The sequence below is a fragment of the Mycolicibacter sp. MU0102 genome (assembly GCF_963378105.1).
In the GTDB taxonomy this organism is placed as follows: Bacteria; Actinomycetota; Actinomycetes; order Mycobacteriales; family Mycobacteriaceae; genus Mycobacterium; species Mycobacterium holstebronense.
The window spans coordinates 3,568,176-3,592,202 of the sequence record NZ_OY726398.1 but is presented as its reverse complement, the minus strand read 5'-3'; the positions used below and the strand labels follow the sequence as shown (position 1 = coordinate 3,592,202).

Sequence of the window (24,027 nt, the reverse complement as noted above, 5' to 3'; positions counted from 1 at the left end):
ACGCGGCCACCGAGTGCGCGTTTGGCGGCGTTGAACAGTCATCGCCAACCTCCCCGACCAAAGGGATGTATCAGGTAGTGCTAAGAGAATTCTTATCCAAGAATTACGATTGAGTATACGACCGGATATGTCGTCAAGAAATATCTGCGCGGATTTCTTTACGGCTTTAATTTGAGTCCGGCGCGAGTCGGGGTGGGCGCGGTGAACGACGTCGTTGTGGGGTGTCGGTACCGGCCATGGCGGCGCCGCGATCGGCTCCGTTGCCGGACGCAACCTGGGGGAACTCCTCGGCACCGGGGTGCCCTTGAGTGCTAGCACTCTCATGTATAGAGTGCTAGGTGGCAGTCGGTCGGACTCTCGCTCGGCACCCGCGACGACGATGCGAGGGCTCGTACGAATGCCGAACACCTTAAGTAAGTACGTTCCGATGGGCTCGGCATCGGCCGGGTCGCATCCAGACAATGTGGAGGGCTCCAATCGTGGCGAGCGTGAACATCAAGCCACTCGAGGACAAGATCCTCGTTCAGGCCAACGAGGCCGAGACCACGACCGCTTCCGGTCTGGTCATTCCGGACACTGCCAAGGAGAAGCCGCAGGAAGGCACTGTCGTCGCCGTCGGCCCCGGCCGGTGGGACGAGAGCGGCAGCAAGCGGATTCCGCTGGACGTCGCTGAGGGTGACGTTGTCGTGTACAGCAAGTACGGCGGCACCGAGATCAAGTACGGCGGCCAGGAGTACCTGATCCTGTCCGCGCGCGACGTGCTGGCCATCGTCGGCAAGTAGCCACAAAGCAACCACCGTGCCCGCCCCGGAGATCCCCGTAATACGGGTGATGTCCGGGGCGGCACGCGTAGAGAAAAGGGCTTAAACAGCTATGAGCAAGCAGATTGAGTTCAACGAGGCCGCGCGCCGGGCGTTGGAAGCCGGCGTGAACAAGCTCGCCAACGCAGTCCGGGTGACACTCGGCCCGCGCGGTCGCACGGTGGTGCTGGCCAAGTCCTTCGGCGGCCCGACGGTGACCATGGACGGCGTCACCGTGGCTCGGGACGTGGACCTGGAAGACCCGTTCGAGAACCTCGGCGCGCAGCTGGTGAAGTCGGTGGCCACCAAGACCAACGACGTGGCCGGCGACGGCACCACCACCGCCACCGTGCTGGCCCAGGCCATCATCTCCGGAGGGCTGCGCAACGTTGCGGCCGGCGCCAACCCGATCGCGCTGGGCGCCGGCATCGCCAAGGCCGCCGACGCGGTGTCCGAAGCGCTGCTGGCCGCGGCCATCCCGGTCTCCGGCAAGGAGTCGATCGCCCAGGTGGCCAACGTATCCTCGCGCGACGAGGAGATCGGTGAGCTGGTCGGCGAGGCGATGACCAAGGTCGGCACCGACGGCGTGGTCAGTGTGGAGGAGTCCTCGACGCTCTCGACCGAGCTGGAGATCACCGACGGTGTCGGCTTCGACAAGGGTTTCCTGTCGGCGTACTTCGTCACCGACTTCGACTCGCAGGAAGCCGTCCTCGAAGACGCACTGATCCTGCTGCACCGCGACAAGATCAGCTCGCTGCCGGACCTGCTGCCGCTGCTGGAGAAGGTCGTCGAGGCGAACAAGCCGCTGCTGATCATCGCCGAGGACGTCGAGGGCGAGCCGCTGTCGACCCTGGTGGTCAACGCAATCCGCAAGACGCTCAAGGCCGTTGCGGTCAAGGCGCCCTACTTCGGTGACCGCCGCAAGGCGTTCCTGGAGGACCTCGCGATCGTCACCGGCGCCCAGGTGGTCAACCCCGACGTGGGCCTGACGCTGCGGGAGGCCGGTCTGGACGTGCTGGGCACGGCTCGCCGGGTGGTGGTCAGCAAGGACGACACCGTGATCGTCGACGGTGCCGGGACTGCCGAGGCCATCGCGGGACGGGTCAAGCAGCTGCGCGCCGAGATCGAGGCGACCGACTCCGACTGGGACCGCGAAAAGCTCGAAGAGCGGCTGGCCAAGCTGGCCGGCGGCGTGGCCGTGATCAAGGTCGGCGCAGCCACCGAGACCGCACTCAAGGAGCGCAAGCACCGCGTCGAAGACGCGGTCGCGGCGGCCAAGGCTGCGGTGGAGGAGGGCATCGTCACCGGTGGCGGCGCGGCGCTGGTGCAGGCCCGCGCGGCGTTGTCGGAGCTGGCGTCCTCGCTGACCGGCGACGAGAAGCAGGGCGTGCAGGTGTTCGCCGCTGCGCTGAGCGCGCCGCTGTACTGGATCGCCACCAACGCCGGCGTGGACGGTGCCGTGGTGACCAGCAAGGTGGCCGAGTTGCCGGCCGGGCAGGGCTTCAACGCCGCCACGCTGTCCTATGGCGACCTGGCTGCCGACGGGGTCATCGACCCGGTCAAGGTGACCCGCTCGGCGGTGCTCAACGCCGCGTCGGTCGCGCGGATGGTGCTGACCACCGAGACCGCTGTGGTCGACAAGCCCGTCGAGGTCGACGCGCACGCCGGCCACGGGCATCACGGGCACGCCCACTAGGTAGTTCGCAAGCACCCCCGGTCCACGATTTGGGCCGGGGGTGTTTTCGTGTCCGATGCAGGACCGTTGCAACGCAGGGGGCAGGCACACGGGCGTTTGCATACAACCACGTCTGAGCTAGCCGCCCCGCCATGCTTGACGCGCCGCCGCCCGCGGCGCAGTGTGGCATAGACCACTGGCCACACCCGGTAAAAGGCGGCAGCTCATGACCACGAGGGACAAGTACACGACGGTTCCCGCGACCTATTCGTGGGAGGTCGCCAGCGCCGGCGACGCGTGCTTCACGTGGGAATACGACGAGGGGCGCTCACGGCTGCTGTCGTTGTACCAAAAGGGCAAGGACAAGCAGTGGGATGCCCAGTCGCGCATTGATTGGGATCAAGATGTCGACCCGATGAATCCGCTCGGGTTGCCTGACGACTTCCATCCCCTGTTCGGCAGCCCCATGTGGGATGCCGCAGACGACAAGCGTCGCGCCGAGATGCGTCAGCACCATCAGTCTTGGCAGTTCTCGCAGTTTCTGCACGGCGAGCAGGGTGCGATGGTGTGTGCGGCCAAGATCGTCGAGGTCGTTCCGGACTTGGATGCGAAGTTCTACGCGGCCACCCAAACCATGGACGAGGCCCGGCACGTCGAGGCGTTCTCACGGTTCTTGCAGGACAAGGCCGAGATGGTCTACCCGGTAAACCAGCACTTGACTGCACTGCTGGGCGATACCCTGCGTGATTCTCGTTGGGACATGCCCTATCTGGGCATGCAAGTCCTCATCGAGGGGCTTGCGCTTGCCGCGTTCGGCGTGCTGCGTGACGTGTCGGCGGAGGGTTCGCTGGCCAAGCAGATATTGGCCTACGTCATGCAGGATGAGGCAAGGCACGTCGCGTTCGGCCGAATCTCGTTGAAGGACTACTACTCTGCGCTCACCGAGAAGGAGCGCGACGAGCGCGAAGAGTTCGTCGTGGACGCCTGCTACCTGATGCGCGACCGGTTCCGGGGCGAAGAGGTCTTTGAGACCCTCGGCCTGAACGTCACCGAATGTGCACAGTGGGTCGACGCGTCGCCGTTGATGTCCCAGTTCCGCTCACATCTGTTCAGCCGCATCGTGCCGATCGTCAAGGACATCGGACTGTGGGGACCCAAGGTGCAGAGGGCATTCCGGGACATGGGCGTGCTCGACATGGCCGAATTCAACATCGACGCGCTGATGAAAGCCGATGAGGATCAGGCCGAATCCCTGGACAGGGCGCATGCCGAGATGGCCGAGCGCGCCGTCGAAGTCGACGAGGTGATCGCCGCGGGCGCGAGCTAACCCAACGGGCTGGGCGCCAGCAATCCGGCGGAGGCAAATTTCAGGCCGGCGCGTAGTTCGTCCAGCGAAATGGGGTCGTCGGACTCGATGTAGCGCATGGTGGTTGCCACGGCCATGTTGAAGAACAACCAGGCCAGAGCGCTCGGGCTCAATTCGTCGCGGTATTGGCTGCGGTAGTGACTCATGTGCAGTGTGGTCATCGCCAACAAGGTGGCGTTGAGCCCCGAGACGTTTTCGAAGGCGCGCAGATGATCGGGCCGTTGAGTGAGGTAGCGGATCAGCCGACGGTTGGCGATCGTGTAGTCGATAAGGATGTCGATCGATGCCTCCATCGCTGAGGCCGGCCGGTCCAACGTGATCGCCCGCAGCATGTCCTCGATCGCGGGCGCCTGTTCGGCGGCCAGTCGCTCCACCGCGGCGTCGATGATCTGCTCCTTGTTCGCGAAGTACTGATAGATCGATCCCTTGCTGATGTCCGCCTTCTCGGCGATCAGATTGGTGGTGATCTGCTCGGGCGGATGCCGATGCAGTAGCCACGCCGTCGACGTCACTATTTTTGCGACCATCTCACGGGAACGCGCCTGCTTCGGTGACTTACGACGCCGTGAACTGGGGCTATGTACGTTCACCTGAGCTCCTAACGCGACTTGTATGCGACCGTACGTGCACATTAGCGTCGGCGCCAGCATCAGATGGCAAGGGACGACAGGGGAAGCCGATGACTTCTACACCCGATCTCGAGGCTCACCAGCCCGCCCAGGATTTCGAGGAGATCGAAGACCTCGAGCAGATCGAGCTCATTCCGCCGGAATCGCTGACCGCCGAGCACACCGGACGATGGACGTTCCTCATCCTGGAGGGCGCGGCGTTCATGATGCAGGCCATGCATCCGGTCATTGCCGAGGTCACCGGCCGCTACTCCGCGGCCTTCCACGGCGACCCGGGCGGTCGGGCGATCCGGTCGGTCGACTCGGTGCTGCGCTGGACCTACGGCGGAACCGAGGCCAAGGCCGAAGGTGATCGTGTTCGCGCGCTGCACAAGCCGATCACCATGAAAAGCGCCGAAACCGGCAAGCAGATCAGCGCGCTGCACCCGGAGTCCTATCAGTGGGTGATCGCCACCGGCTACATCATCAACGCGCAGGCGGGGCGACTGATGATCGGCCGCGAATTCACCGGCGCCGAAAAGGAAGAACTGCTGCGCGACAACCGCCGGCTGGCTCGGCTGCTGCACGTACCGATGCGTGGTTATCCGGAGTCGCAGCAGGAGATGGCCGACTACTTCGAGCGGATGATCGACACTCTGCGCGGCACGCCGCAGGCGCTGCAGTTGATCGCCGACCTACAGTCCGGAAAGGCCGAGCTGCCGCCCACGGTGCCCAAACTGTTGGCGCCGCTGGTGCAGGCCGCGCTGCGACCGGCCCTTCGGTTCAACTATCTGTCGGTGGTCGGACTGCTGGACCCGCGTCTTCGCGAGAAGCTCGGCGTCACCTGGAGTGCCGACGAGGAACGTCAGCTCACCCGCATCTATACCGCCATTCGGATCGCCTACCGCGTGCTGCCCGACCGGCTCACCTACTTCCCGCTGGCATACCACGCCCGCAAGCACCATCAGTGCCTGGAGAAGATGAAGCAGCGCCAGGAGAAATCGTTTGCCTACCAGCTGCCGAAGGGCTCGGGATAGCTCAGGGCCAGCGAATCCATTGCATCGGTTATCAATTCATTTTTCGGCCCAGCGGTGAACAGTGAGCGATGGGTGATTAGCCGCCGCGTAGAACGGGTATGAACCCACCGCGGCGCTGACCGGGCGCCGCTAAGGGTGTCGAGAAGGAGATCACCATGAACGCAGTGGCGGCCACCGAATTCCTGGCCCGTTCCACAACGTTGACCAGTGTGGGGTGGATCGGCTACATCGTGATCGGCGCTATTGCCGGCTGGATCGCGGGCATGGCCATGAAGACCAAATTCGGCCTGCTTGCCGACGTAGTCGTGGGTGTCGTCGGAGCGTTGATCGGCGGATTCCTGCTTAGTTTCGTCGTCGATACCGCGAGCGGCGGCTGGTGGTTCACCTTGTTCACCGCAATTCTGGGTGCGGTCATCCTTCTTTGGTTGCTGCGCCTCTTCGGGCGTGAGGCGTAAGGAGTGATGAAGATGAAAAGCGTTGCGTTTGCCGCCTTTGCGCTGGGGGTGCTGCTTTCCAGCGGGTGCTCGGCCTCGCAGGTGATCAATACCGGCGGCGACACGAAGTGCAAGGACTTCGTCGACCAGGACGAGAAGAAGCAGGACGACGAGATCACCAAGATGCTCAAAGACAAGAGCGGCGCCGACCCATCGAATCTGGAGATCTCGGCGACTCGCCTGTCGGTGTCGACCTACTGCAAGACGCTGGGACAGCCGGACAGCAAGATATCCGAAGCTCCGCACGGCTGAGGGTGCAGCGCTGTTCGAGCCGGATAAGGCCGGCTGAGCTCAGTACGAGTTGGTGAACAGCAGCATCAGCGAGTCCCACAGACTCTGCAGCGGATCGCTGTTGGCGACCCCGTTGAACAACAGCGCGTTGAGCCAGGCGTCGAAGCCGTTGATGTCGTCATCGTTGATGTTGACGTAGGTCAACAGGCCGTCGGTCACGGTGGTGGCGTCGGCGATCTGCTCGGGGGTCAGACCCAAGTACTCCACGTGCGGGCCGAAGATGTTCAGTAGCGCGCCCCACAGGCCGTTTTCGGCGTAGGAGTCCACGAAGTTGGCCACCGGGTCGGTGGGCAGGCTGTAAATGGTGGTGGGGTACAGGTCATTCGGCGTAGAGCTGCCGATGCTGTCATCCATACCGGTGAAGCTGAGGAAGGCATCGGTGAACTTGGTGCCCAGTGTCGCGTCCATGGCAGCTTCCAGGTGTTGCCAGACGCCGTCCGGGTTGGAGGGATTTCCGATGAATACGAAATGTAGTGCATCGCTGGGGATTCCGTACGCCGCGAGTTGGGCCATGGCCATCGACCCGGCGGTGGCGCTCTGCGAGTAGCCGAAGATGGTCAGCGGGTGGTCGGCGTCGTATGCGCCTGGGTTTGCGTCGAACTCTTTCTCCACGGCCAGGACGAGCGCCGTTGCGTCGGCAAGGCTGCTCTGCTGGAACAGCTCGGGTGTCGTCAGCACCTGCAGCGGGGCACTGCACGGGTCGGTGCCGTCCATGTGGCAGACCATCGAGCCGATCGAGCCGCCGTTGAAGCCCAGCGCGTTGAGGTACAGCTCTTCTGCCGAGCGTGCGTACTCCGGCGATGGCGTTGGTTGGCCGGTTCCGCCGAGGATCAGTGCGGTCTGGCTGCCCGCCAGCGGCCCGGTGGTGGCCAGCAGGGCCGCCTCGGCGAGCAGGATCCCGGCCGGTTGGACGATCGCTGCGCCGGATGCAGCGAGAACCATGCTGACCGTGGCCAGGCGACCGACAGTGCTAGCACCTTTGCCCTTGCGCAGTCTCACCTGAGCCATCAGAACCCCCGCTGTGTATGGCATATGAATATCACATTCTCGTTTTTGAAGTCTAAAGTTCTCATGGGCCGCGAGAAGGGGAAATCATGGATCAACAGACCTACGACCGCGGCCGCGAGATCCGTGCCGCCGTGCTGGGCAACGCCTATGTCGCCACCGCCGACCCCGGAGACGACTTCTCGAAACCGTTCCAGGACCTGGTCACCGAGTATTGCTGGGGGGCGGTATGGGGGCGCGAGGGCCTGTCGCGCAAGACCCGCAGCATGCTCAACCTGGCCATGATCGCGGTGCTCAACCGGCCCAACGAGCTGCGCACCCACGTCAAGGGCGCGCTCACCAACGGCGTCACACGTGAGGAGATCCGCGAGGTCTTCATGCAGGTGGCGATCTACGCGGGCGTCCCGGCCGCAGTGGACAGCTTCCGGATCGCCCGTGAGGCGTTCGCCGAGTACGAGCAGCAGCAGTGATCGGCTTCATCGGCCTGGGCAACATGGGATTTCCCATGGCCAACCGGCTGGCCGATACCGGCCGCGAGCTGGTGGTCTACGACACCCGCAGTGAAGTGGTCGAGCGCGCAATAAAGTTCGGCGCACAGGGCGCGTCTTCGCCGAGGGAGGTCGCCGATCGTGCCGAGATCGTGTTGGCCAGTCTGCCGTCACCACAGGCGTCGGCGACGGTGACCGACGAGGTGGCCGCCGGCGCGAAGGTCGCGTTGTTCATCGACCTGTCGACCGTGGGAAGTGAAGTGGCGCAGCGCAATCACGCCACACTGGCTGCCCACGGGATCGCGGCACTGGACGCACCGGTCAGCGGCGGCGTCGGCGGGGCCAAGCAGGGCACTCTGGCCATCATGGTGTCGGGGCCGCGCGCAGCGTTCGAGACCGCCGGGTCGGTGTTGAACGAACTCGGACGCCCGTTCTTCGTCGACGAGAAGCCCGGCACGGCCCAGACGATGAAACTGGTGAACAACCTGATGGCGGCCACCACACTGGCCGCCACCGCCGAGGTCATGGTGATGGGCGTCAAGGCCGGCCTCGACCCGCAGGTGATGCTCGACGTGCTCAATGCCGGCTCGGGAGCAACACACGCCAGCCGAGACAAGTTCCCCAAAGCGGTGCTGCCGCGCACCTTCGACTACGGGTTCGCCACCGGCCTGATGGTCAAGGACGTCCGGCTCTACCTCGACGAAGCGCAAGCGCTCGACCTGCCGCGGGAACTGGCCGACACGGTGGCCGGGATGTGGGAGTCCACACTGCGGGAACAGGGCCCCGAGTCCGACTTCACCTCCATCGTCAAAGTGTTGGAGAAAGCTGCCGGCGTCACCGTAGGGGCGATCAGTAGAAGTCGTTGAAGAACAGCTGCAGCGAATCCCACAGGCTGTCGAAGATGCCGCTGTTGGCGGCCCCGCCGAAGAAAACCGCATTGATCCAGGCGTCGAAGCCATTGATATCGCTGTCGGAGATGTCGACGTAGGTCAGACTGCCGTCGACCGTGATGGTGGCGTCGGCGACCTGTTCCGGAGTCAACCCGAGATACCACACGTGCGGACCCAAGACGTCCAGCAGCGCGCCCCACAGGCCCTCGGAGGCGTAGACATTGGCGAAGTTGGAGACCGGATCGCCGGGCAGGCCGTAAATGGTGGCCGCGTACAGATCATTTGGTGTCTGGACGCCCAGGACGTCGGTCATGCCGAAAAGGTTGAACAGGTAGGCGGTCAGGCTGGGGCCGAGCAGCGCCTCCACGGCCGCTTCCAGGTGTTGCCAGATGCCGGTCGGCGTGGACGGGTCACCGATGAACACTTAGTGCAGAGCGTCGCTGGGGATGCCGGCCTCGGCCAGTCGGGTCATGGCGATCGATTCGGCGGTGGCGCTCTGCGAGTAGCCGAAGATCGTCAGAGGGTGCTCGGCGTCGTAAGCGCCCGGGTTGGCGTTGAATTGGTTCTCGACCGCCAGGACGATGGCCGATGCGGCCGTCAGACTGCTCGGGCCCTGCTGGATCAACTCGGGCGTGGTCAGCACCTGCAGCGGGGCGCTGCACGGGTCGGTGCCGTCCATGTAGCAGACCATCGAACCGGTTGAGCCACCGTTGAAACCCAGCGGATTCAGGAACAGATTCTCGGCCGACCGCGCGAACTCGGGCGACGGCGTCGGTTGGGTGGTTCCGCCGAGGATGAGCGCCGTTTGACTGCCCGCCAGCGGTCCGGTGGCCGACAGCAGAGCGGCCGCGGCGTTGACGACCGGTTGGCCGGTTGCCACACCGGCCGCGGCCGCCATCAGGCCGACGACGGCGACGTGAGCAACTGCGTTTTTGCCTGCCCTGCCTTGCGATGCCATCGCACGTACGACGTCGAGGGCTGTCAGAGGGTGTCGGGGCACAGGTGATGCTGCGCGGCATTGATCAGCATGCGTCCCTTGTCGGCGTCGTTCGGGTTCACCTGGGCCAGCGTCTGTTCGGGCTTCTCGCCCAGTCGCAGCCGGTTGCAGGCCATCCAACCGTTGGCCACTACCACGCCGTCGGGCAGCTGCTGATCACCCAGCGTCAGGCCCGGAAACCCATTGGATCGCAGTTCATTGAGGAATCCCTCGTCGTCAGCACTCGCGATGGGTGCGCCGATGAGGCCGACGGCGAACCCGGCCGCGATGGTTCCGAGCAGAAGCTGCTTCTTCACGGCGCCCTCCTTGCTTTTCTTGCACTCGCAGCCCCGCGGGCCGCCGAAAGAAAAGCGTAATGGCGCAACTGGTCTGCGACCGGAGAACTGAGCGATCCGTATCCAACTCAGCGACGACACCGGGGGAGGTGCAGTGAGCGAACAGCCCCCGGCTGAACCGGGGGCTGCTCAGGGTGCCCACGGGCCGCGGATGTGACGCCGCGGCCGGTCGGGAAGTAATCAGCCGCTGGGGCGCAGGTTGCAGCGCAGCGCGGCGTGCCGCTCGGCTTCGGACATGCCGCCCCAGATGCCGTAGGGCTCACCTACGGCGAGTGCGTGCGTCCGGCACTGTTCCAGCACCGGGCAACTGCGGCACCACTTCTTGGCGTTCTGCTCGCGCTGGGCCCGGGCGCGGCCGCGCTCGCCGTCGGGCGGGAAGAACACCGATGAGTCGACACCTCGACACGCACCCCGGAGCTGCCAATCCCATACGTCCGCGTTGCGCCCGGGCAATTGCTCAACCTGTGGCATGGGAACCCCTCTCAAAACGCTGTTGGGGCCGGATCTTTGGGATGCGGCTTGTCGAGCGGTATCTGGGTGGTGCGCGTAAAACAGCGCCGGCTGTCTTCCGGCGCCGAGGGGACGGTAACTAAACGATCTGAAGTAAAACCAACGTGATGGTTAAGAAAGGCTGGCCTAAACGGGTGGAGTTTCCGTGAGAGTGGATGTTATTCCGCATTCTGTGGAGTGGTTATGCGTATGCGGTACCGCGTAACGTCGCGCAGCGATGATTGACGACCCAAATGCCGTCCTAGTGGCCGCCGCGTTCGGCGATGAACCCGGCCGCTGGCCCCTGCCCAAGGCGACCAATCCCCGGCAGCGGTGGCTGCGTGCCGTCGCGGCCGGGGGGCAGGGGCGCTACGCCAGCGCCACCGCCGATCTGGCCGCGTTGCTGCGCGAGGTGCCGGCTGGGCCGCTGGCCTCCCTGGCATACAGCACCCGGGGCTCGTTCCTGCGCCAACTCGGCGGGCACGATTTGGCCCGCGGCTTCGACGGCCGGGCGCTGGCACTGACCCTCAATGACCGCGAAGTCGACCCGCAGGCCCGCGCCGATGCGCTGGTCGGGCTCGCCGCCGACGCCCTGGGGGTCGGGCGTTTCGCGGCGTCGGCGGCACTGTTGGCCCGAGCCGATTCGGAGCCGTCCACCGCTGTGCCGCGCCTGGCGGTCCGCCGGCATTGGGTGACCGCGGAATTGGCGATGGTCACCGGCGACGGAGCCACCGCGGTGCGTCATGCCGAGCAGGCGTGCGAGCTGGTGAGCGACGGCATGGTGCGGCACCGGGTGAAAAGTCAGGTGGTGCTGGCCGGCGCGCTGTGCTGCGCGGGGAACCTCGATCGAGCGCGCGTCGTGGCCGAGGGCGCACTGCAGGACACCGGTCGGCTGGGGCTGATTCCCCTGCAATGGGCGCTGGCGTGCATGTTGGCCGATGTCGGCAGTACTACGCGGACGGCTGAAGAGTTACGCGGTCTGCGTGATGAGGCCGCACAGCTGGTGGTCCACCGCGGCGGAACCTGGCGGCGTTGATCAGCGGTAGCCGTCGGCTTCCGAGGTCGCCCCGTTGAGCGACGCATCGGCATAGCCGCGGCAGTAATCCCACGTTACGTAACTGTCCGGCTCCGGGTCGTAGGCCGGCTCGTGCGGCCGGACGGTGCCGTCGATGAGCAGCTGCAGCAGGTTGGCGCGCAGCATGTCCCAGTCGTGGTAGTGGTCCTGCTGGCAGTCGTCGCAGCACACCACCAGGCCGCGAATTCCCCTGTGCGCCAATAACGCTTCGTAGACCGCCAGATCGGCGAGGTCGGCCTCGACTGCGGTCCGTTCCTGCGGGTCCAGCGGCTGGCCCGGTTCGACGGCGTCCAGTGCGGCAGACGGGTCATGCGGATCGTCGGCGAACGGGTCGGGTGGCAAACCGGGTGGCAGGTGGTCACGCACGCCCATCAGGGTACGCAGTCGCCACGACAGAACGCCAGCGGTGGGTCCAGGGGCCCGCCCGGAGGTCAAGGGTGGTGGCGGGCGAAAGCAGCTGCGCGCCGCTATTAGGATGGACTTTTCACCCCGGCTTTGTAGTGGAGGCTCCCAGATGGCCGTTGGTTGTCCAAAACAGAGGTCAGCGCTCCGATGATTGGTGCCATGGGCCCGCAAGACGATGCGGTATACGCCGGTGGTGCGCTCGACGGACAGGCCCCCAAGATCGCGATGTTGGGGCTGACCTTCGACGACGTCCTGCTGCTTCCGGCGGCATCCGACGTGGTGCCGGCCACCGCCGACACCGCGAGTCGACTCACGCGCAACATCGCGCTCAAGGTGCCGCTGGTCAGCTCCGCGATGGACACGGTCACCGAGGCCCGGATGGCGATCGCGATGGCCCGCGCCGGTGGCATGGGCGTGCTGCACCGCAATCTGCCCGTCACCGAGCAGGCCGGCCAGGTCGAGACCGTCAAGCGGTCCGAGGCCGGGATGGTCACCGACCCGGTCACCTGTACGCCGGAGAACACCCTGGCCGAGGTGGACGCGCTGTGCGCCCGCTTCCGGATCTCCGGGTTGCCGGTCGTCGACGACAAGGGCTCTCTGGTCGGCATCATCACCAACCGGGACATGCGCTTCGAGGTCGACCAGAACAAGCCGGTCGCCGAGGTGATGACCAAGACGCCGCTGATCACCGCGCAGGAGGGCGTCTCCGCCGACGCCGCACTGGGCCTGCTGCGCCGGCACAAGATCGAGAAGCTGCCGATCGTGGACGGCCACGGCAAGCTGACCGGGCTGATCACCGTCAAGGACTTCGTCAAGACCGAGCAGCACCCGCTGGCCACCAAGGACCGCGACGGCCGGCTGTTGGTCGGCGCCGCGGTCGGTGTTGGTGACGACGCCTGGATCCGGGCGATGACGCTGGTGGATGCCGGGGTGGATGTGCTGATCGTGGACACCGCGCACGCCCACAACCGCGGGGTGCTGGACATGGTGGGCAAGCTCAAAGCCGAAGTGGGGGAGCGGGTCGATGTGGTCGGAGGCAACGTGGCCACCCGAAGCGGCGCCGCCGCGCTGGTCGAGGCCGGCGCCGACGCGGTGAAGGTCGGGGTGGGCCCCGGCTCGATCTGCACCACCCGGGTGGTCGCCGGGGTGGGCGCTCCGCAGATCACCGCCATCATGGAGGCCGTCGCCGTGTGCGCGCCGGCCGGTGTGCCGGTGATCGCCGACGGTGGACTGCAGTACTCCGGAGACATCGCCAAGGCGCTGGCCGCCGGCGCCTCGACGACGATGCTGGGTTCGCTGTTGGCCGGCACCGCCGAGTCGCCCGGCGAGCTGATCTTCGTCAACGGCAAGCAGTTCAAGAGCTACCGCGGGATGGGGTCGCTGGGCGCCATGCAAGGCCGCGGCGGCGCCAAGTCCTACTCCAAGGACCGCTACTTCCAGGACGACGCGCTCTCCGAGGACAAGCTGGTGCCCGAGGGCATCGAGGGCCGGGTGCCGTTCCGGGGCCCGTTGAGCACGGTCATCCACCAGCTCACCGGTGGGCTGCGGGCGGCAATGGGCTACACCGGTTCGGCCACCATCGAGGCGCTGCAGCAGGCACAGTTCGTGCGCATCACCGCCGCGGGTCTGAAGGAAAGCCACCCGCACGACATCACCATGACTGTCGAAGCCCCCAACTACTACGTCCGCTGAGCAGGCGTTCGTTCCCGCGTCTGCGTGCAGACAAGCAGAGCAAACAGAAACGAGGCTGACCCGTCATGCGTGACATGGTTGAGATCGGCATGGGCCGCACCGCCCGTCGCACCTACGAGCTCGATGACATCAACATCGTGCCGTCCCGGCGTACGCGTTCCTCCAAGGACGTGTCCACCGCCTGGCAGCTGGACGCCTACCGCTTCGAGATGCCGGTCCTGGCTCATCCCACCGACGCGCTGGTCTCCCCGGAGTTCGCCATCGAACTGGGCCGGCTCGGTGGACTGGGTGTGCTCAACGGCGAAGGACTGATCGGCCGCCACGCCGACGTCGAGGCCAAGATCGCCCAGGTGACCGAGGCTGCCGCCAAGGAGCCGGAGCCCTCGGCGGCGATCCGGCTGCTGCAGCAGTTGCACGCCGCGCCGCTGAACCCCGAGCTGCTCGGCGCCGCGGTGGCGCGTATCAGCGAGGCCGGCGTGACCACCGCGGTCCGGGTGAGCCCGCAGAACGCCGCGGCACTGACCCCGGCGCTGTTGGCCGCCGGGGTCGACCTGCTGGTCATCCAGGGCACCATCATCTCCGCTGAGCGGGTCGCGGTGGACCGCGACGGAGCCGGCGAACCGCTCAACTTGAAGACCTTCATCTCCGAGCTGGACATCCCGGTGGTGGCCGGCGGCGTGATCGACCACCGCACCGCGCTGCACCTGATGCGGACCGGCGCGGCCGGGGTGATCGTCGGCTACGGCTCCACCTCCGGGGTGACCACCTCCGATGAGGTCCTGGGCATCTCGGTGCCGATGGCCACCGCGATCGCCGACGCGGCCGCCGCGCGCCGCGAATACCTCGATGAGACCGGCGGGCGCTACGTGCACGTGCTGGCCGATGGCGACATCCACACGTCCGGCGATCTGGCCAAGGCGATCGCCTGCGGCGCCGACGCGGTGGTGCTGGGCACGCCGCTGGCGGGAGCGGCCGAGGCGCAAGGCGACGGCTGGTACTGGCCGTCGGCAGCCGCGCACCCCTCCCTGCCGCGCGGCGCGCTGATGCAGGTCGCCTACGGGGAGCGTCCCAGCCTGGCGCAGGTGCTCGAGGGCCCCTCCGACGACCCGTTCGGCTCGCTGAACCTGGTCGGCGGGCTGCGTCGTGCGATGGCCAAGGCCGGCTACTGCGATCTCAAGGAGTTCCAGAAGGTCGGCCTGACCGTCGGTTCCTGACCGCCGGTCAGGAACCCGCCAGGTAAGGGCAGCCTATCTAGCAAGTTACCGGTGAGTACGGTCATACTTGCTGGCTATGGAGCCTGACTACGACGTCCTGATCATCGGCTCGGGTTTCGGTGGCAGCGTGAGCGCGCTGCGGCTGACCGAGAAGGGCTATCGGGTCGGCGTACTGGAAGCCGGCCGCCGATACGCCGACAAGGATTTCGCCAAGAACTCCTGGCACCTGCGCGAGTTTCTGTGGGCGCCGAAGCTGGGGTGCTACGGCATCCAGCGCATCCACCTGCTCAACAACGTCATGGTGCTGGCCGGGGCTGGGGTCGGCGGCGGGTCGCTGAACTACGCCAACACCCTCTATGTACCGCCGGAGCCGTTCTTCGCCGATAAGCAGTGGGCACACATCACCGACTGGCGCGCCGAGCTGACGCCGCACTACGACCAGGCCCAGCGGATGCTCGGCGTGGTCAAGAACCCGACCTTCACCGACGCGGACCGCATCGTCAAGCAGGTCGCCGATGAGATGGGGGTCGGCGACACGTTCGTGGCCACCCCGGTCGGGGTGTTCTTCGGCCCGGAGGGCGCCAGTGGAGCCAAGGAGCCGGGCAAGACGGTGGCCGACCCGTTCTTCGGCGGCGCCGGCCCGAAACGCACCGGGTGCATCGAGTGCGGCGAATGCATGACGGGCTGCCGCTGGGGCGCCAAGAACACGTTGGTCAAGAACTACCTGTATCTGGCGGAATCGAATGGCGCACAGGTGCATCCGATGACGACGGTGACCGCCTTCGAGCAGGGGGCCGACGGGTTGTGGCAGGTGACGACGGTGCGAACCGGCCTGCGTGCGCGTCGGCACCGCAAGACCTTCACCGCCCGGTATCTGATCCTGGCCGCCGGCACCTACAACACCCAGCGGCTGCTGTTCAAGATGCGCGACAAGGGCAAGCTGCCCAACCTGTCCGACAAGCTCGGAGTGCTGACCCGCACCAACTCCGAATCCATCGTGGGTGCGGCGACATTGAGCGTGAATCCGGATCTGGACCTGACCCACGGCGTGGCGATCACCTCCTCGATTCATCCCACTGCCGACACCCACGTCGAGCCGGTCCGCTACGGCAAGGGCTCCAACGCCATGGGGCTGTTGCAGACCCTGATGACCGATGGACCAAGCCCGGGGGGTGGGAAAAGCACCGATGTGCCGCGCTGGAAGCAACTGCTGAACCAGGGCCGTGAAGACCCCCGCAACATCCTGCGGCTGCTGAACCCCAAGGACTGGAGCGAACGCACCGTGATCGCGCTGGTCATGCAGCACCTGGACAACTCGATCACCACCTTCACCAAACGCGGCAAGCTGGGGATCCGCCGCTACAGCAGCAAGCAGGGTCACGGCGAGCCGAACCCGAGCTGGATTCCGGTCGGCAACGAGGTCACCCGCCGCATCGCCGCCAAGATCGATGGGGTGGCCGGCGGCACCTGGGGCGAGCTGTTCAACATCCCGCTGACCGCGCACTTCTTGGGCGGCGCGGCGATCGGTGACAGCCCCGAGCACGGCGTCATCGACCCCTACCAGCGGGTGTACGGCTACCCGACCTTGGCGGTGATGGACGGTGCGGCGGTCTCGGCCAACCTCGGCGTCAACCCGTCGCTGTCGATCACCGCGCAGGCCGAGCGGGCCGCGTCACTGTGGCCCAACAAGGGCGAGGCCGATCTGCGGCCGGCCCAGAACGAGCCCTACCGGCGGCTGGACCCGATCGCGCCGAAGAACGCGGCGGTGCCCGACAGCGCCTTCGGCGCGCTGCGCTGGAAGTAGTGAATTCGGCGCGGTAATTCCCGCTGAGCGGGCGCAACCGCGCCGAAATCGCGGGGTCGTCGCACGGGTTTACCGCGCCACCTCCCGGCGGTGCTTCGGTTCGCGGCCGGGCGGCTGCGTCGGGGTGGGCAACAGCGGTTCCCGCCGACGGGCCGGCAGCGTGGTCGGGGACTGTGTGCTCAGTTCGACCTCCTTGCCGGCATGGTTGATCGTCAGCCGACCGTCGGGGCCATCGCGCAGGGTGTAGGTGACCTTGCTGTGGTTGGCGTCGACCGTCACCCGAAATCCCCGCCAGCGCAACCCGAACCGCAGCCGTGAGATCCCGTCCGGCAGTGCGGGATCCAACGACAGCACGCCGGAGTCGTCACGCAGGCCGCCGAACCCGGCCACCAAGGCGAGCCAGGTCCCGGCCAGCGACGCCATATGCAGTCCGTCGCGGGTGTTGTCGTGCAGATCGCGCAGGTCGACGAACGCCGTCTCGTAGGTGTAGTCGTGGGCCAACTCCAAATGCCCTACCTCGGCGCACATCACCGCCTGGGTGCACGCCGACAGCGACGAGTCGCGCACTGTGCGTCGCTCGTAATAGTCGACGTTGCGGGCCTTCTGCTCGTCGGTGAACGCGTGGCTGCGCCACTGCATGGCCAGCAGCAGATCGGCCTGCTTGACCACCTGGGCCGGATACAGCCGCACATAGGGTTCATTGAGCAGCAGCGGGTAGGTGTTGCGGGTGTCGAAGTCCCATTCCGCGGCCGTGGTGAAACCCTCGCACTGCGGATGCACGCCGAGTTCCTCGTCATAGGGGATGTGCGCCGCGTCGGCCGCGTCCCGCCAGCCGGCCATCTCCTCGGTGGTGACCCCCAGTTCGTGGGCGGCGTCGGGGTGGCGGGCGCACGCCTGCGCGGCAGTACGCAGATTGTGGGCGGCCATCAGGTTGGTGAACACGTTGTCCCGGACGATCGCGGTGTATTCGTCGGGGCCGGTGACCCCATACAGATGCCACACCCCATGCCGGTCGTGGTGCCCCAGCGAGCGCCAGAGCCGCGCGGTCTCGATCAGCACCGCCAGCCCGCACTCCTGCTCCACCGTGTCATCGCCGGTGACCACACGGTACTGCTCGAACGCCGCCGCGATATCGGCGTTGATGTGCCAGGCGGCGGTGCCCGCCGGCCAATACCCGGAGCACTCCTGACCACGGATCGTCCGCCATGGGAAAGCCGCGCCGGACAGCCCCAGTTCGGTGGCTCGCCCGCGCGCGAGATCGAGCGTGGTCGCTCGCCAGCGCAGCGCGTCGGCCGCGGCGTGCGGAGCGGTGTAGATCAACACCGGCAGGATGAAACTCTCGCTGTCCCAGAAGGTATGGCCGTCATAACCGGTGCCGGTCAGACCCTTGCTGGGGATGGCGCGACGTTCGGCGCGGGCACTGGCCTGCAGCAGGTGGAACAACGCGAAGCGGATCGCCTGCTGGCAGTCCGGGTCGCCGTGGACCTCGACGTCGGCACCGTCCCAGAACTCGTCGAGGTAGGCGCGTTGGGCGTCGATCAGCCCCTGCCAGCCGCTGTAGCGGGCACCGGTCAGCGCCGCGATGGCCTGATCGCGCAGCGCGGGCCGGGACCGCTCACTGGACCAGCCGTAGGCCAGGTATTTGACGATGCGCAGTTTCTGCCCCGGGCGCAGGCCGCACACCACGGTGGTCGCCGCCACGTCTTGAATTGTCATCGTGGAGACCTGGACCCGGCCGGGTACCTCAACCTCGTGATCCATGGCCGCAGCCATCATCAGTTCGCTGGCCCGGGTGCGATGCACCAGTACCGCACCGGTGTCGGTGTTCTCGCACTCGACGGGCTCCAGCGGATTCTCCAGGATCGCCGCAACCCGCGGGTCGGTGGAGGTCGGGGGCTGGTCCTCGTTGGCGACCAGTTCGGATTGCACTGTCACACGGACGAATTCGTCGATCGCCTCGACGACGTATTCGATGGCCGCGACGCTGCGCTGCGCCAGCGACACCAGCCGGGTCGAATGCGCCTTGACCTGTTTCTTCGCTGGTGAGCGCCAATGGATGTGGCGGGACAGGGTGCCCGCCCGCAGGTCGAGGATGCGCTCGTGGTCGATCAGCTCGCCGTAGCGGACATCCAGCGGTTCGTCGTCGACCATCAGCCGGATGATCTTTCCGTTGGTGACGTCGACGACGGTCTGCCCGGCCTGCGGGTAACCGAACCCGGACTCGGCGTGCGGCAGCGGCCGCACCTCGTAGAACGAGTTCAGGTAGGTGCCGGGCAGGCCGTGCGGTTCGCCCTCATCGAGGTTGCCGCGTAAGCCGATGTGTCCGTTGGACAGGGCGAACAGGGATTCGGTCTGCCCGAGCAGATCAAGGTCGAGGTGGGTTTCGCGGATCTGCCACGGTTCTATCGGAAAGTAATCCTCGGAGATCATCGGCCCGCTTTCACAAGAGTTGATCCAGATCGGTGACGACGACATCGGCGCCGTGGCTCAGCAGGTCATCGCGCTGGCCCACCCGGTCGACGCCCACCACGAAGCCGAACCCGCCGGCTCGACCGGCCGCCACCCCCGACAGCGCGTCCTCGAACACCGCGGCCGCGGCGGGGGTGACACCGAGCAGCTGCGCCGCCCGCAGGAACGAGTCCGGTGCGGGCTTGCCCGCGATGTGTTCGGTGCGCAGCGTCACGCCGTCGACCCGCTGCGCAATGAATTTCTCCAGACCGGTGAGCGCCAGCACGTCACCGGCGTTGGCGCTGGCCGACACCACGGCGGTGGCCAGGCCGGCGGCGGTGACCGCTGCCAGGTAGCGCCGGGACCCCTCGAACACCTCCACGCCGTCGGCCTGCAGCGTCACCCGGAACGCCTCGTTCTTGCGGTTGCCCAGACCGTGCACGGTTTCGGCGTCGGGTGGGTCGTCGTCGGCGCCGTCGGGCAGCGTGATGCCGCGGCTGGCCAGAAACGCGCGCACGCCGTCGTCGCGTTTGCGGCCGTCGACGAAGCGCCGATAGTCGCCGTCGGGGTCGAACGGCACGAAAGGTTCACCGGTGCGTTCGGCGCGCCCCGACAGGTAGGCGTCGAACATTGCTTTCCAGGCTCGGGTATGCACGCTGGCGGTGTCGGTGAGCACGCCATCGAGGTCGAACAGGCAGGCACGCACCGTTTCGGGCAGACCCAGCACGTGTTCTCCCTCCGGCGATCCGGCGTGCCTACACTTCACCATGCCCGCCGTTGGTCCGGCTGACTTTCGCCGCCACTAGACTCTTTGCGTGTCATCACCATCGTCTCGCCCCGTCTTGGTCATCGACTTCGGCGCGCAGTACGCCCAATTGATCGCCCGCCGGGTTCGGGAGGCGCGGGTGTTCTCCGAGGTTCTCCCGCACACCGCGACCGTCGAAGAGATCGCCGCGCGCGATCCGCTGGCGATCGTGCTGTCCGGCGGACCGGCCAGCGTCTACGCCGAGGGGGCCCCGCAGCTCGATCCGGCGCTGTTTGACCTGGACATTCCGGTGTTCGGCATCTGTTATGGCTTTCAAGCCATGGCGGCCGCGCTGGGCGGCACCGTCGAGCACACCGGGACCAGTGAGTACGGCCGCACCGAACTGACGGTGACCGGTGGGGAACTGCACTCGGGCCTGCCGGGCACCCAGCCGGTGTGGATGAGCCACGGCGACGCGGTGACCGCTGCGCCGGACGGGTTCACCGTGGTGGCCGGTACCGCGGGTGCCCCGGTGGCGGCGTTCGAGAACCGCGCCCGCCGGCTGGCCGGGGTGCAGTACCACCCCGAGGTGTTGCACACCCCCTACGGGCAGCGGGTGCTCAGCCGGTTCCTGCACGAGTTCGCCGGCATCGACGCGGCCTGGACGCCCGCCAACATCGCCGATGCGCTGATCGAGCAGGTGCGCGAACAGATCGGTGACGGCCACGCCATCTGCGGACTGTCCGGCGGGGTGGACTCCGCGGTGGCCGCGGCGCTGGTGCAGCGCGCCATCGGTGACCGCCTGACGTGTGTGTTCGTCGACCATGGGCTGTTGCGCGCCGGGGAGCGCGAGCAGGTGCAGAACGACTTCGTCTCGGCCACCGGCGCCAAGCTGGTCACCGTGGACGCCGAAGCGGTGTTCCTTGACGCGCTGTCGGGGGTGTCCGACCCCGAAGGCAAGCGAAAGATCATCGGGCGCCAGTTCATCCGGGCGTTTGAGGGTGCGGTGCGAGACACCTTGGGAGACCACGCTTCTGAAGGGGGAGTCGAGTTCCTGGTGCAGGGCACGCTGTATCCGGACGTGGTGGAATCCGGCGGCGGGACCGGCACCGCGAACATCAAGAGCCACCACAACGTCGGCGGGCTGCCCGACGACCTGAAGTTCAGCCTCGTCGAGCCGCTGCGGCTGCTGTTCAAAGACGAGGTGCGTGCGGTCGGACGCGAGTTGGGACTGCCGGAGGAGATCGTTGCCCGCCAACCGTTCCCGGGCCCCGGTCTGGGCATCCGGATCGTCGGCGAGGTCACCGGCCCGCGGCTGGCGACATTGCGGGCGGCCGACGCGATAGCCCGCGAGGAGTTGACCGCCGCCGGTCTGGACCACCAGATCTGGCAGTGCCCGGTGGTGCTGCTGGCCGATGTCCGTTCGGTGGGGGTGCAGGGCGACGGCCGGACTTACGGCCATCCGATCGTGCTGCGGCCGGTGTCCAGCGAGGACGCCATGACCGCCGACTGGACTCGGGTGCCCTACGAGGTGCTGGAGCGGATCTCAACCCGGATAACCAATGAGGTTTCCGAGGTCAACCGCGTAGTGTTGGACGTCACCAGCAAACCACCCGGCACTATTGAGTGGGAGTAGCCACGATGACCGCTGTGCTTTCGGCTGCCGACGTTCAACGTCGCGAATTCTGGACGCAGCTGTGTCCAGGAATGTCGATAGAAGCCGGGGGTGCCCGCCCATCGGCTGCGGTCGGTGAGCTCGACACCCAGCTGGCCAATTTGAAGCGCGAGGGCTACGTCCAGGTCCCCGACGCCCTGCCGGAAGCGGCTATCGCGCCCATTCGCGCGGGCGTGTCGACGCTGTTCCAACAAGGAATCCCACTGGCTTTCGCCTTCGTCTATGACGAGCTGTGGCTGGCTTTCCAGGGGCTTTCGGAGTTCCTGTCCAGCGTGATGGGCGAGGGGTACCAGGCGTTGCCCGACTTCTGGGTCTGGCATGTGAACCCCAGCGATAACGCCGTGGGTTGGGGACCGCACCGGGACAAGCTGATCAACACCCTCGATGACGACAACTCGCCTCACACGCTGACCGTGTGGCTCCCGTTCACCGATGCCACCCCGCTCAACGGATGTATGTACATGTTGCCCGCCCATCTCGATGATCGGTTCGTCGAGCGTCGATGGGACGGGCCGGACAACGCTGTGGTCCGCAATCTCCAGGACATTCGGGCGCTGCCGGCCACGGCGGGCACCATGTTCGCCTGGAATCAGGCAGTCCTGCACTGGGGCGGGCGTGGCAGCCGCCTCGGAGCCGCGCCGCGGATCAGCGCCGCCTTCGAGTTTCAGCGTTCCGACTGCGCGCCGTTCAACACCCCGTTGCTGGATCCGGGCCGCATGCCGACGTTCACCGAGCGACTCGGGTTGATCGGCAAACAGGTGCTGCAATATCGCCACATGTATCCACTGGCCAGTGATGTCGAGGCCATCGCGACCCTGCTCGCGGAGCGCTACATGCCCGAGGTGGCTGCCTCGATGGGAGTCAGTGCGGCGCTCTGATCGAGTGGGGTAACCCCTACATCGGCATTGCGCGCAGTGCCGCGGGAAGACTCGGCAGAAAATGCACGGTCGCGAACCTGCGGATGTCCTCGGCGGACTCCAGCGGTTCGCGCGACGGCAATAACAGTGCCATCGCGGCGTAGCGCAGGATGGTGTCGGCCAATTCGGTGACCACCTGCGGGCCGATGCGTTCGGCGAACCCGGCTGGGAAGATCACCCGCAGCGCTTCGGACATCCGGTCCACGATCGCGTCGTAGTGCCGCTGGCCCAGCGCCAGAGCCAGCGCCGGCTCGTCGGTGATCATCCGGTTGAGCACCCGATGCCGGCGAAACTGCATGATCGCCGAGGTGAACGCCTCGACATAGTAATTCGACTGGGGGCCAGAGTTTTTCAGCTCGGCGGCGATGTCGTCGTAGAGTACGGCATTCTCCCAGTCGATGACCGCGGCGACCAGCTCGTCACGGCCGGCGAACCGGCGATAGATGGTGGTGCGGCTGACCCCGGCGCGGCGGGCGACGTCGTCGAGTGCGACACGCCGGAAGCCGTGCTGCTCGAACTCGGCGACCGCGGCATCGAGGATGGCGGTGGTCGCCGGGTCAGTTCCGGGTGTAGCCGGCATAGGCGAATTGGTTGTAGCGCAGTCGCATCGGCAAATGATCCCACGCCCAGTTGACGGGCCGCGACCGGCAGACCGCGGCGAACCGCTGATAGCGCCGCTCGTGGCGATCACTCCACGGCAGACCCAGTTGGGTGCGGGTGCTCGGCGGCATACCGCCGGTGGTGAGAAACGCTGCGAGCGGATTGAAGACCATCGAGATCGGCCGCCACAGCATCGGCGGCACACCCTTGGGGCAGGGGAAGCCTTTGGTGACATAGCCGACGCCGTACTTGGCGGTGGGGTGGTCGACGAGAACCTTGTCCAGCATCTGATTCCAGTAGCGCTCGAACGCGGCGTAGTCGGCCGGCATCGCCCGGTCGCTGACACCGTAGCGGCGATACCAGGTCTTCGATTCGAGGTAGATCTGCTCCTTGTCGGCGGGGGTCAGCCGCTTGACGAAGGTGTCGGCGAAGTACAGCACCTGCTCGACGAAGGTAGCGTGCGCCCAGAAGTAGGTCTCGGGATCCAGGGCGTGATACCGGTTTCCGTCGGGCATCGTCCCCTTGATGTTGTGGTGGAAGTCGCGGACCTGCTGGCCGGTGTTGTCCGAGTCGTCGCCGTAGACGGTCATGAAGATCGGCGGCAGGGAACGTTTGATGCGCGCGGCGGTGTCGGTGAAGAACACCGAGTGATCCAGCACGCCCTGGCCGAGCTCGGCGAGCATGTTCTGCAGCACCGCGGGCCGAGGCCCGATCAAGAACATCCGGTTGTCGCCGAAGTAGCGCCACACCAGGGACTGCGGCCCCAGCGGCAGGGCGTCGGTAGCGGCGTCGGACTCCACGGATTGGGTCATGCGGAACAGTGTTACATATTTTGAACTCTGTACCAATCGTCGGCGGTTGGCGGACTTTGGTGCGGTGCTGATGGGGCGTGAGGGGCCGTTGATGCGCCGCCGGAAGATCCGGCTTGACGGTTGTCGGTGGGGGAGTGTTCACTCGGGTCAATCGAACATAGTTTC

25 protein-coding genes are annotated in these 24,027 nt (G+C 66.4%); 14 read left to right on the top strand and 11 right to left on the bottom strand.

Annotated features, from left to right (window positions below):
* Window positions 1–479: 479 nt before the first annotated feature.
* The 3 genes from groES to RCP37_RS16930 all read left to right on the top strand — a co-directional run bounded on the left by groES (window position 480) and on the right by RCP37_RS16930 (window position 3,802).
* Window positions 480–782, top strand: a complete 303-nt coding sequence (gene groES, locus RCP37_RS16940; RefSeq protein ID WP_046286723.1) for a co-chaperone GroES — start codon at window positions 480–482, stop codon at window positions 780–782.
* Window positions 783–873: 91 nt separating this feature from the next.
* Complete coding sequence (groL, locus tag RCP37_RS16935; RefSeq protein WP_308484170.1) at window positions 874–2,496, top strand: chaperonin GroEL; 1,623 nt, start codon at window positions 874–876, stop codon at window positions 2,494–2,496.
* Window positions 2,497–2,701: 205 nt separating this feature from the next.
* Window positions 2,702–3,802 (top strand): ferritin-like domain-containing protein, encoded by a 1,101-nt coding sequence (locus tag RCP37_RS16930; protein ID WP_308484169.1) that lies wholly within the window; start codon window positions 2,702–2,704, stop codon window positions 3,800–3,802.
* On the opposite strand, the gene RCP37_RS16925 is transcribed toward RCP37_RS16930, so the two are convergent.
* Window positions 3,799–4,368: a TetR/AcrR family transcriptional regulator gene (locus tag RCP37_RS16925; RefSeq protein ID WP_308487128.1), complete on the bottom strand. Its 570-nt coding sequence runs from the start codon at window positions 4,366–4,368 to the stop codon at window positions 3,799–3,801. The genes RCP37_RS16930 and RCP37_RS16925 overlap by 4 nt on opposite strands.
* A 152-nt stretch (window positions 4,369–4,520) precedes the next feature.
* Here RCP37_RS16925 and RCP37_RS16920 point away from each other — a divergent pair, with 152 nt between their 5' ends.
* The 3 genes from RCP37_RS16920 to RCP37_RS16910 all read left to right on the top strand — a co-directional run bounded on the left by RCP37_RS16920 (window position 4,521) and on the right by RCP37_RS16910 (window position 6,232).
* On the top strand, window positions 4,521–5,486 hold the full coding sequence (locus RCP37_RS16920; protein ID WP_308484168.1) for an oxygenase MpaB family protein: 966 nt from the start codon (window positions 4,521–4,523) through the stop codon (window positions 5,484–5,486).
* 155 nt (window positions 5,487–5,641) lie between these two features.
* Complete coding sequence (locus RCP37_RS16915) at window positions 5,642–5,941, top strand: GlsB/YeaQ/YmgE family stress response membrane protein (RefSeq protein WP_308484167.1); 300 nt, start codon at window positions 5,642–5,644, stop codon at window positions 5,939–5,941.
* A 12-nt stretch (window positions 5,942–5,953) separates the two neighbouring features.
* Window positions 5,954–6,232, top strand: coding sequence for a hypothetical protein (locus RCP37_RS16910; RefSeq protein ID WP_308484166.1), 279 nt, complete (start codon window positions 5,954–5,956; stop codon window positions 6,230–6,232).
* 39 nt (window positions 6,233–6,271) lie between these two features.
* Here the strand turns inward: RCP37_RS16910 and RCP37_RS16905 are convergent, their stop codons facing one another.
* Window positions 6,272–7,279, bottom strand: a complete 1,008-nt coding sequence (locus RCP37_RS16905) for a PE-PPE domain-containing protein (protein WP_308484165.1) — start codon at window positions 7,277–7,279, stop codon at window positions 6,272–6,274.
* 86 nt (window positions 7,280–7,365) lie between these two features.
* On the opposite strand from RCP37_RS16905, the gene RCP37_RS16900 reads away from it, so the two are divergent.
* Window positions 7,366–7,746, top strand: coding sequence for a carboxymuconolactone decarboxylase family protein (locus RCP37_RS16900; protein ID WP_308484164.1), 381 nt, complete (start codon window positions 7,366–7,368; stop codon window positions 7,744–7,746).
* A gap of 23 nt (window positions 7,747–7,769) precedes the next feature.
* Window positions 7,770–8,630 carry an NAD(P)-dependent oxidoreductase gene (locus tag RCP37_RS16895; protein WP_308487127.1) on the top strand — a complete coding sequence of 287 codons (861 nt, stop codon included), beginning with the start codon at window positions 7,770–7,772 and terminating at the stop codon, window positions 8,628–8,630.
* On the opposite strand, the gene RCP37_RS16890 is transcribed toward RCP37_RS16895, so the two are convergent.
* From RCP37_RS16890 to RCP37_RS16875, 4 genes are all read right to left on the bottom strand, one after another.
* Window positions 8,614–9,078, bottom strand: a complete 465-nt coding sequence (locus RCP37_RS16890; RefSeq protein ID WP_308484163.1) for a hypothetical protein — start codon at window positions 9,076–9,078, stop codon at window positions 8,614–8,616. The genes RCP37_RS16895 and RCP37_RS16890 overlap by 17 nt on opposite strands.
* On the bottom strand, window positions 9,079–9,612 hold the full coding sequence (locus RCP37_RS16885; RefSeq protein ID WP_308484162.1) for an alpha/beta hydrolase family protein: 534 nt from the start codon (window positions 9,610–9,612) through the stop codon (window positions 9,079–9,081).
* A 23-nt stretch (window positions 9,613–9,635) separates the two neighbouring features.
* Complete coding sequence (locus RCP37_RS16880; protein ID WP_308484161.1) at window positions 9,636–9,947, bottom strand: DUF732 domain-containing protein; 312 nt, start codon at window positions 9,945–9,947, stop codon at window positions 9,636–9,638.
* Window positions 9,948–10,166: 219 nt separating this feature from the next.
* Window positions 10,167–10,457, bottom strand: a complete 291-nt coding sequence (locus tag RCP37_RS16875; RefSeq protein WP_046189106.1) for a WhiB family transcriptional regulator — start codon at window positions 10,455–10,457, stop codon at window positions 10,167–10,169.
* 256 nt (window positions 10,458–10,713) lie between these two features.
* On the opposite strand from RCP37_RS16875, the gene RCP37_RS16870 reads away from it, so the two are divergent.
* Window positions 10,714–11,511: a hypothetical protein gene (locus RCP37_RS16870; RefSeq protein WP_308484160.1), complete on the top strand. Its 798-nt coding sequence runs from the start codon at window positions 10,714–10,716 to the stop codon at window positions 11,509–11,511.
* On the opposite strand, the gene RCP37_RS16865 is transcribed toward RCP37_RS16870, so the two are convergent.
* Window positions 11,512–11,916, bottom strand: coding sequence for a DUF5319 domain-containing protein (locus RCP37_RS16865; RefSeq protein WP_024440345.1), 405 nt, complete (start codon window positions 11,914–11,916; stop codon window positions 11,512–11,514).
* A 198-nt stretch (window positions 11,917–12,114) separates the two neighbouring features.
* Here RCP37_RS16865 and guaB point away from each other — a divergent pair, with 198 nt between their 5' ends.
* The 3 genes from guaB to RCP37_RS16850 all read left to right on the top strand — a co-directional run bounded on the left by guaB (window position 12,115) and on the right by RCP37_RS16850 (window position 16,665).
* Window positions 12,115–13,647 (top strand): IMP dehydrogenase, encoded by a 1,533-nt coding sequence (gene guaB, locus RCP37_RS16860; protein ID WP_308484159.1) that lies wholly within the window; start codon window positions 12,115–12,117, stop codon window positions 13,645–13,647.
* A 65-nt stretch (window positions 13,648–13,712) separates the two neighbouring features.
* Window positions 13,713–14,861, top strand: a complete 1,149-nt coding sequence (locus RCP37_RS16855; protein ID WP_308484158.1) for a GuaB3 family IMP dehydrogenase-related protein — start codon at window positions 13,713–13,715, stop codon at window positions 14,859–14,861.
* Window positions 14,862–14,937: 76 nt separating this feature from the next.
* On the top strand, window positions 14,938–16,665 hold the full coding sequence (locus tag RCP37_RS16850; protein ID WP_308484157.1) for an FAD-dependent oxidoreductase: 1,728 nt from the start codon (window positions 14,938–14,940) through the stop codon (window positions 16,663–16,665).
* Window positions 16,666–16,734: 69 nt separating this feature from the next.
* On the opposite strand, the gene RCP37_RS16845 is transcribed toward RCP37_RS16850, so the two are convergent.
* Window positions 16,735–19,095, bottom strand: coding sequence for a glycoside hydrolase family 65 protein (locus RCP37_RS16845; RefSeq protein ID WP_308484156.1), 2,361 nt, complete (start codon window positions 19,093–19,095; stop codon window positions 16,735–16,737).
* Between the two features lie 10 nt (window positions 19,096–19,105).
* Window positions 19,106–19,882, bottom strand: a complete 777-nt coding sequence (locus tag RCP37_RS16840) for a beta-phosphoglucomutase family hydrolase (protein WP_308484155.1) — start codon at window positions 19,880–19,882, stop codon at window positions 19,106–19,108.
* Between the two features lie 46 nt (window positions 19,883–19,928).
* On the opposite strand from RCP37_RS16840, the gene guaA reads away from it, so the two are divergent.
* Both guaA and RCP37_RS16830 read left to right on the top strand, forming a co-directional pair.
* The gene (gene guaA, locus RCP37_RS16835; RefSeq protein ID WP_308484154.1) at window positions 19,929–21,494 is read left to right on the top strand and encodes a glutamine-hydrolyzing GMP synthase; all 1,566 of its coding nucleotides are present in this window, start codon (window positions 19,929–19,931) and stop codon (window positions 21,492–21,494) included.
* A 5-nt stretch (window positions 21,495–21,499) separates the two neighbouring features.
* Complete coding sequence (locus tag RCP37_RS16830) at window positions 21,500–22,411, top strand: phytanoyl-CoA dioxygenase family protein (RefSeq protein ID WP_308484153.1); 912 nt, start codon at window positions 21,500–21,502, stop codon at window positions 22,409–22,411.
* A 16-nt stretch (window positions 22,412–22,427) separates the two neighbouring features.
* Here RCP37_RS16830 and RCP37_RS16825 read toward each other — a convergent pair whose 3' ends face one another.
* Window positions 22,428–23,030 carry a TetR/AcrR family transcriptional regulator gene (locus RCP37_RS16825; RefSeq protein WP_308484152.1) on the bottom strand — a complete coding sequence of 201 codons (603 nt, stop codon included), beginning with the start codon at window positions 23,028–23,030 and terminating at the stop codon, window positions 22,428–22,430.
* Complete coding sequence (locus RCP37_RS16820; protein WP_308484151.1) at window positions 23,008–23,862, bottom strand: oxygenase MpaB family protein; 855 nt, start codon at window positions 23,860–23,862, stop codon at window positions 23,008–23,010. The genes RCP37_RS16825 and RCP37_RS16820 overlap by 23 nt, the downstream gene beginning before the upstream one ends.
* Between the last annotated feature and the right edge of the window lie 165 nt (window positions 23,863–24,027).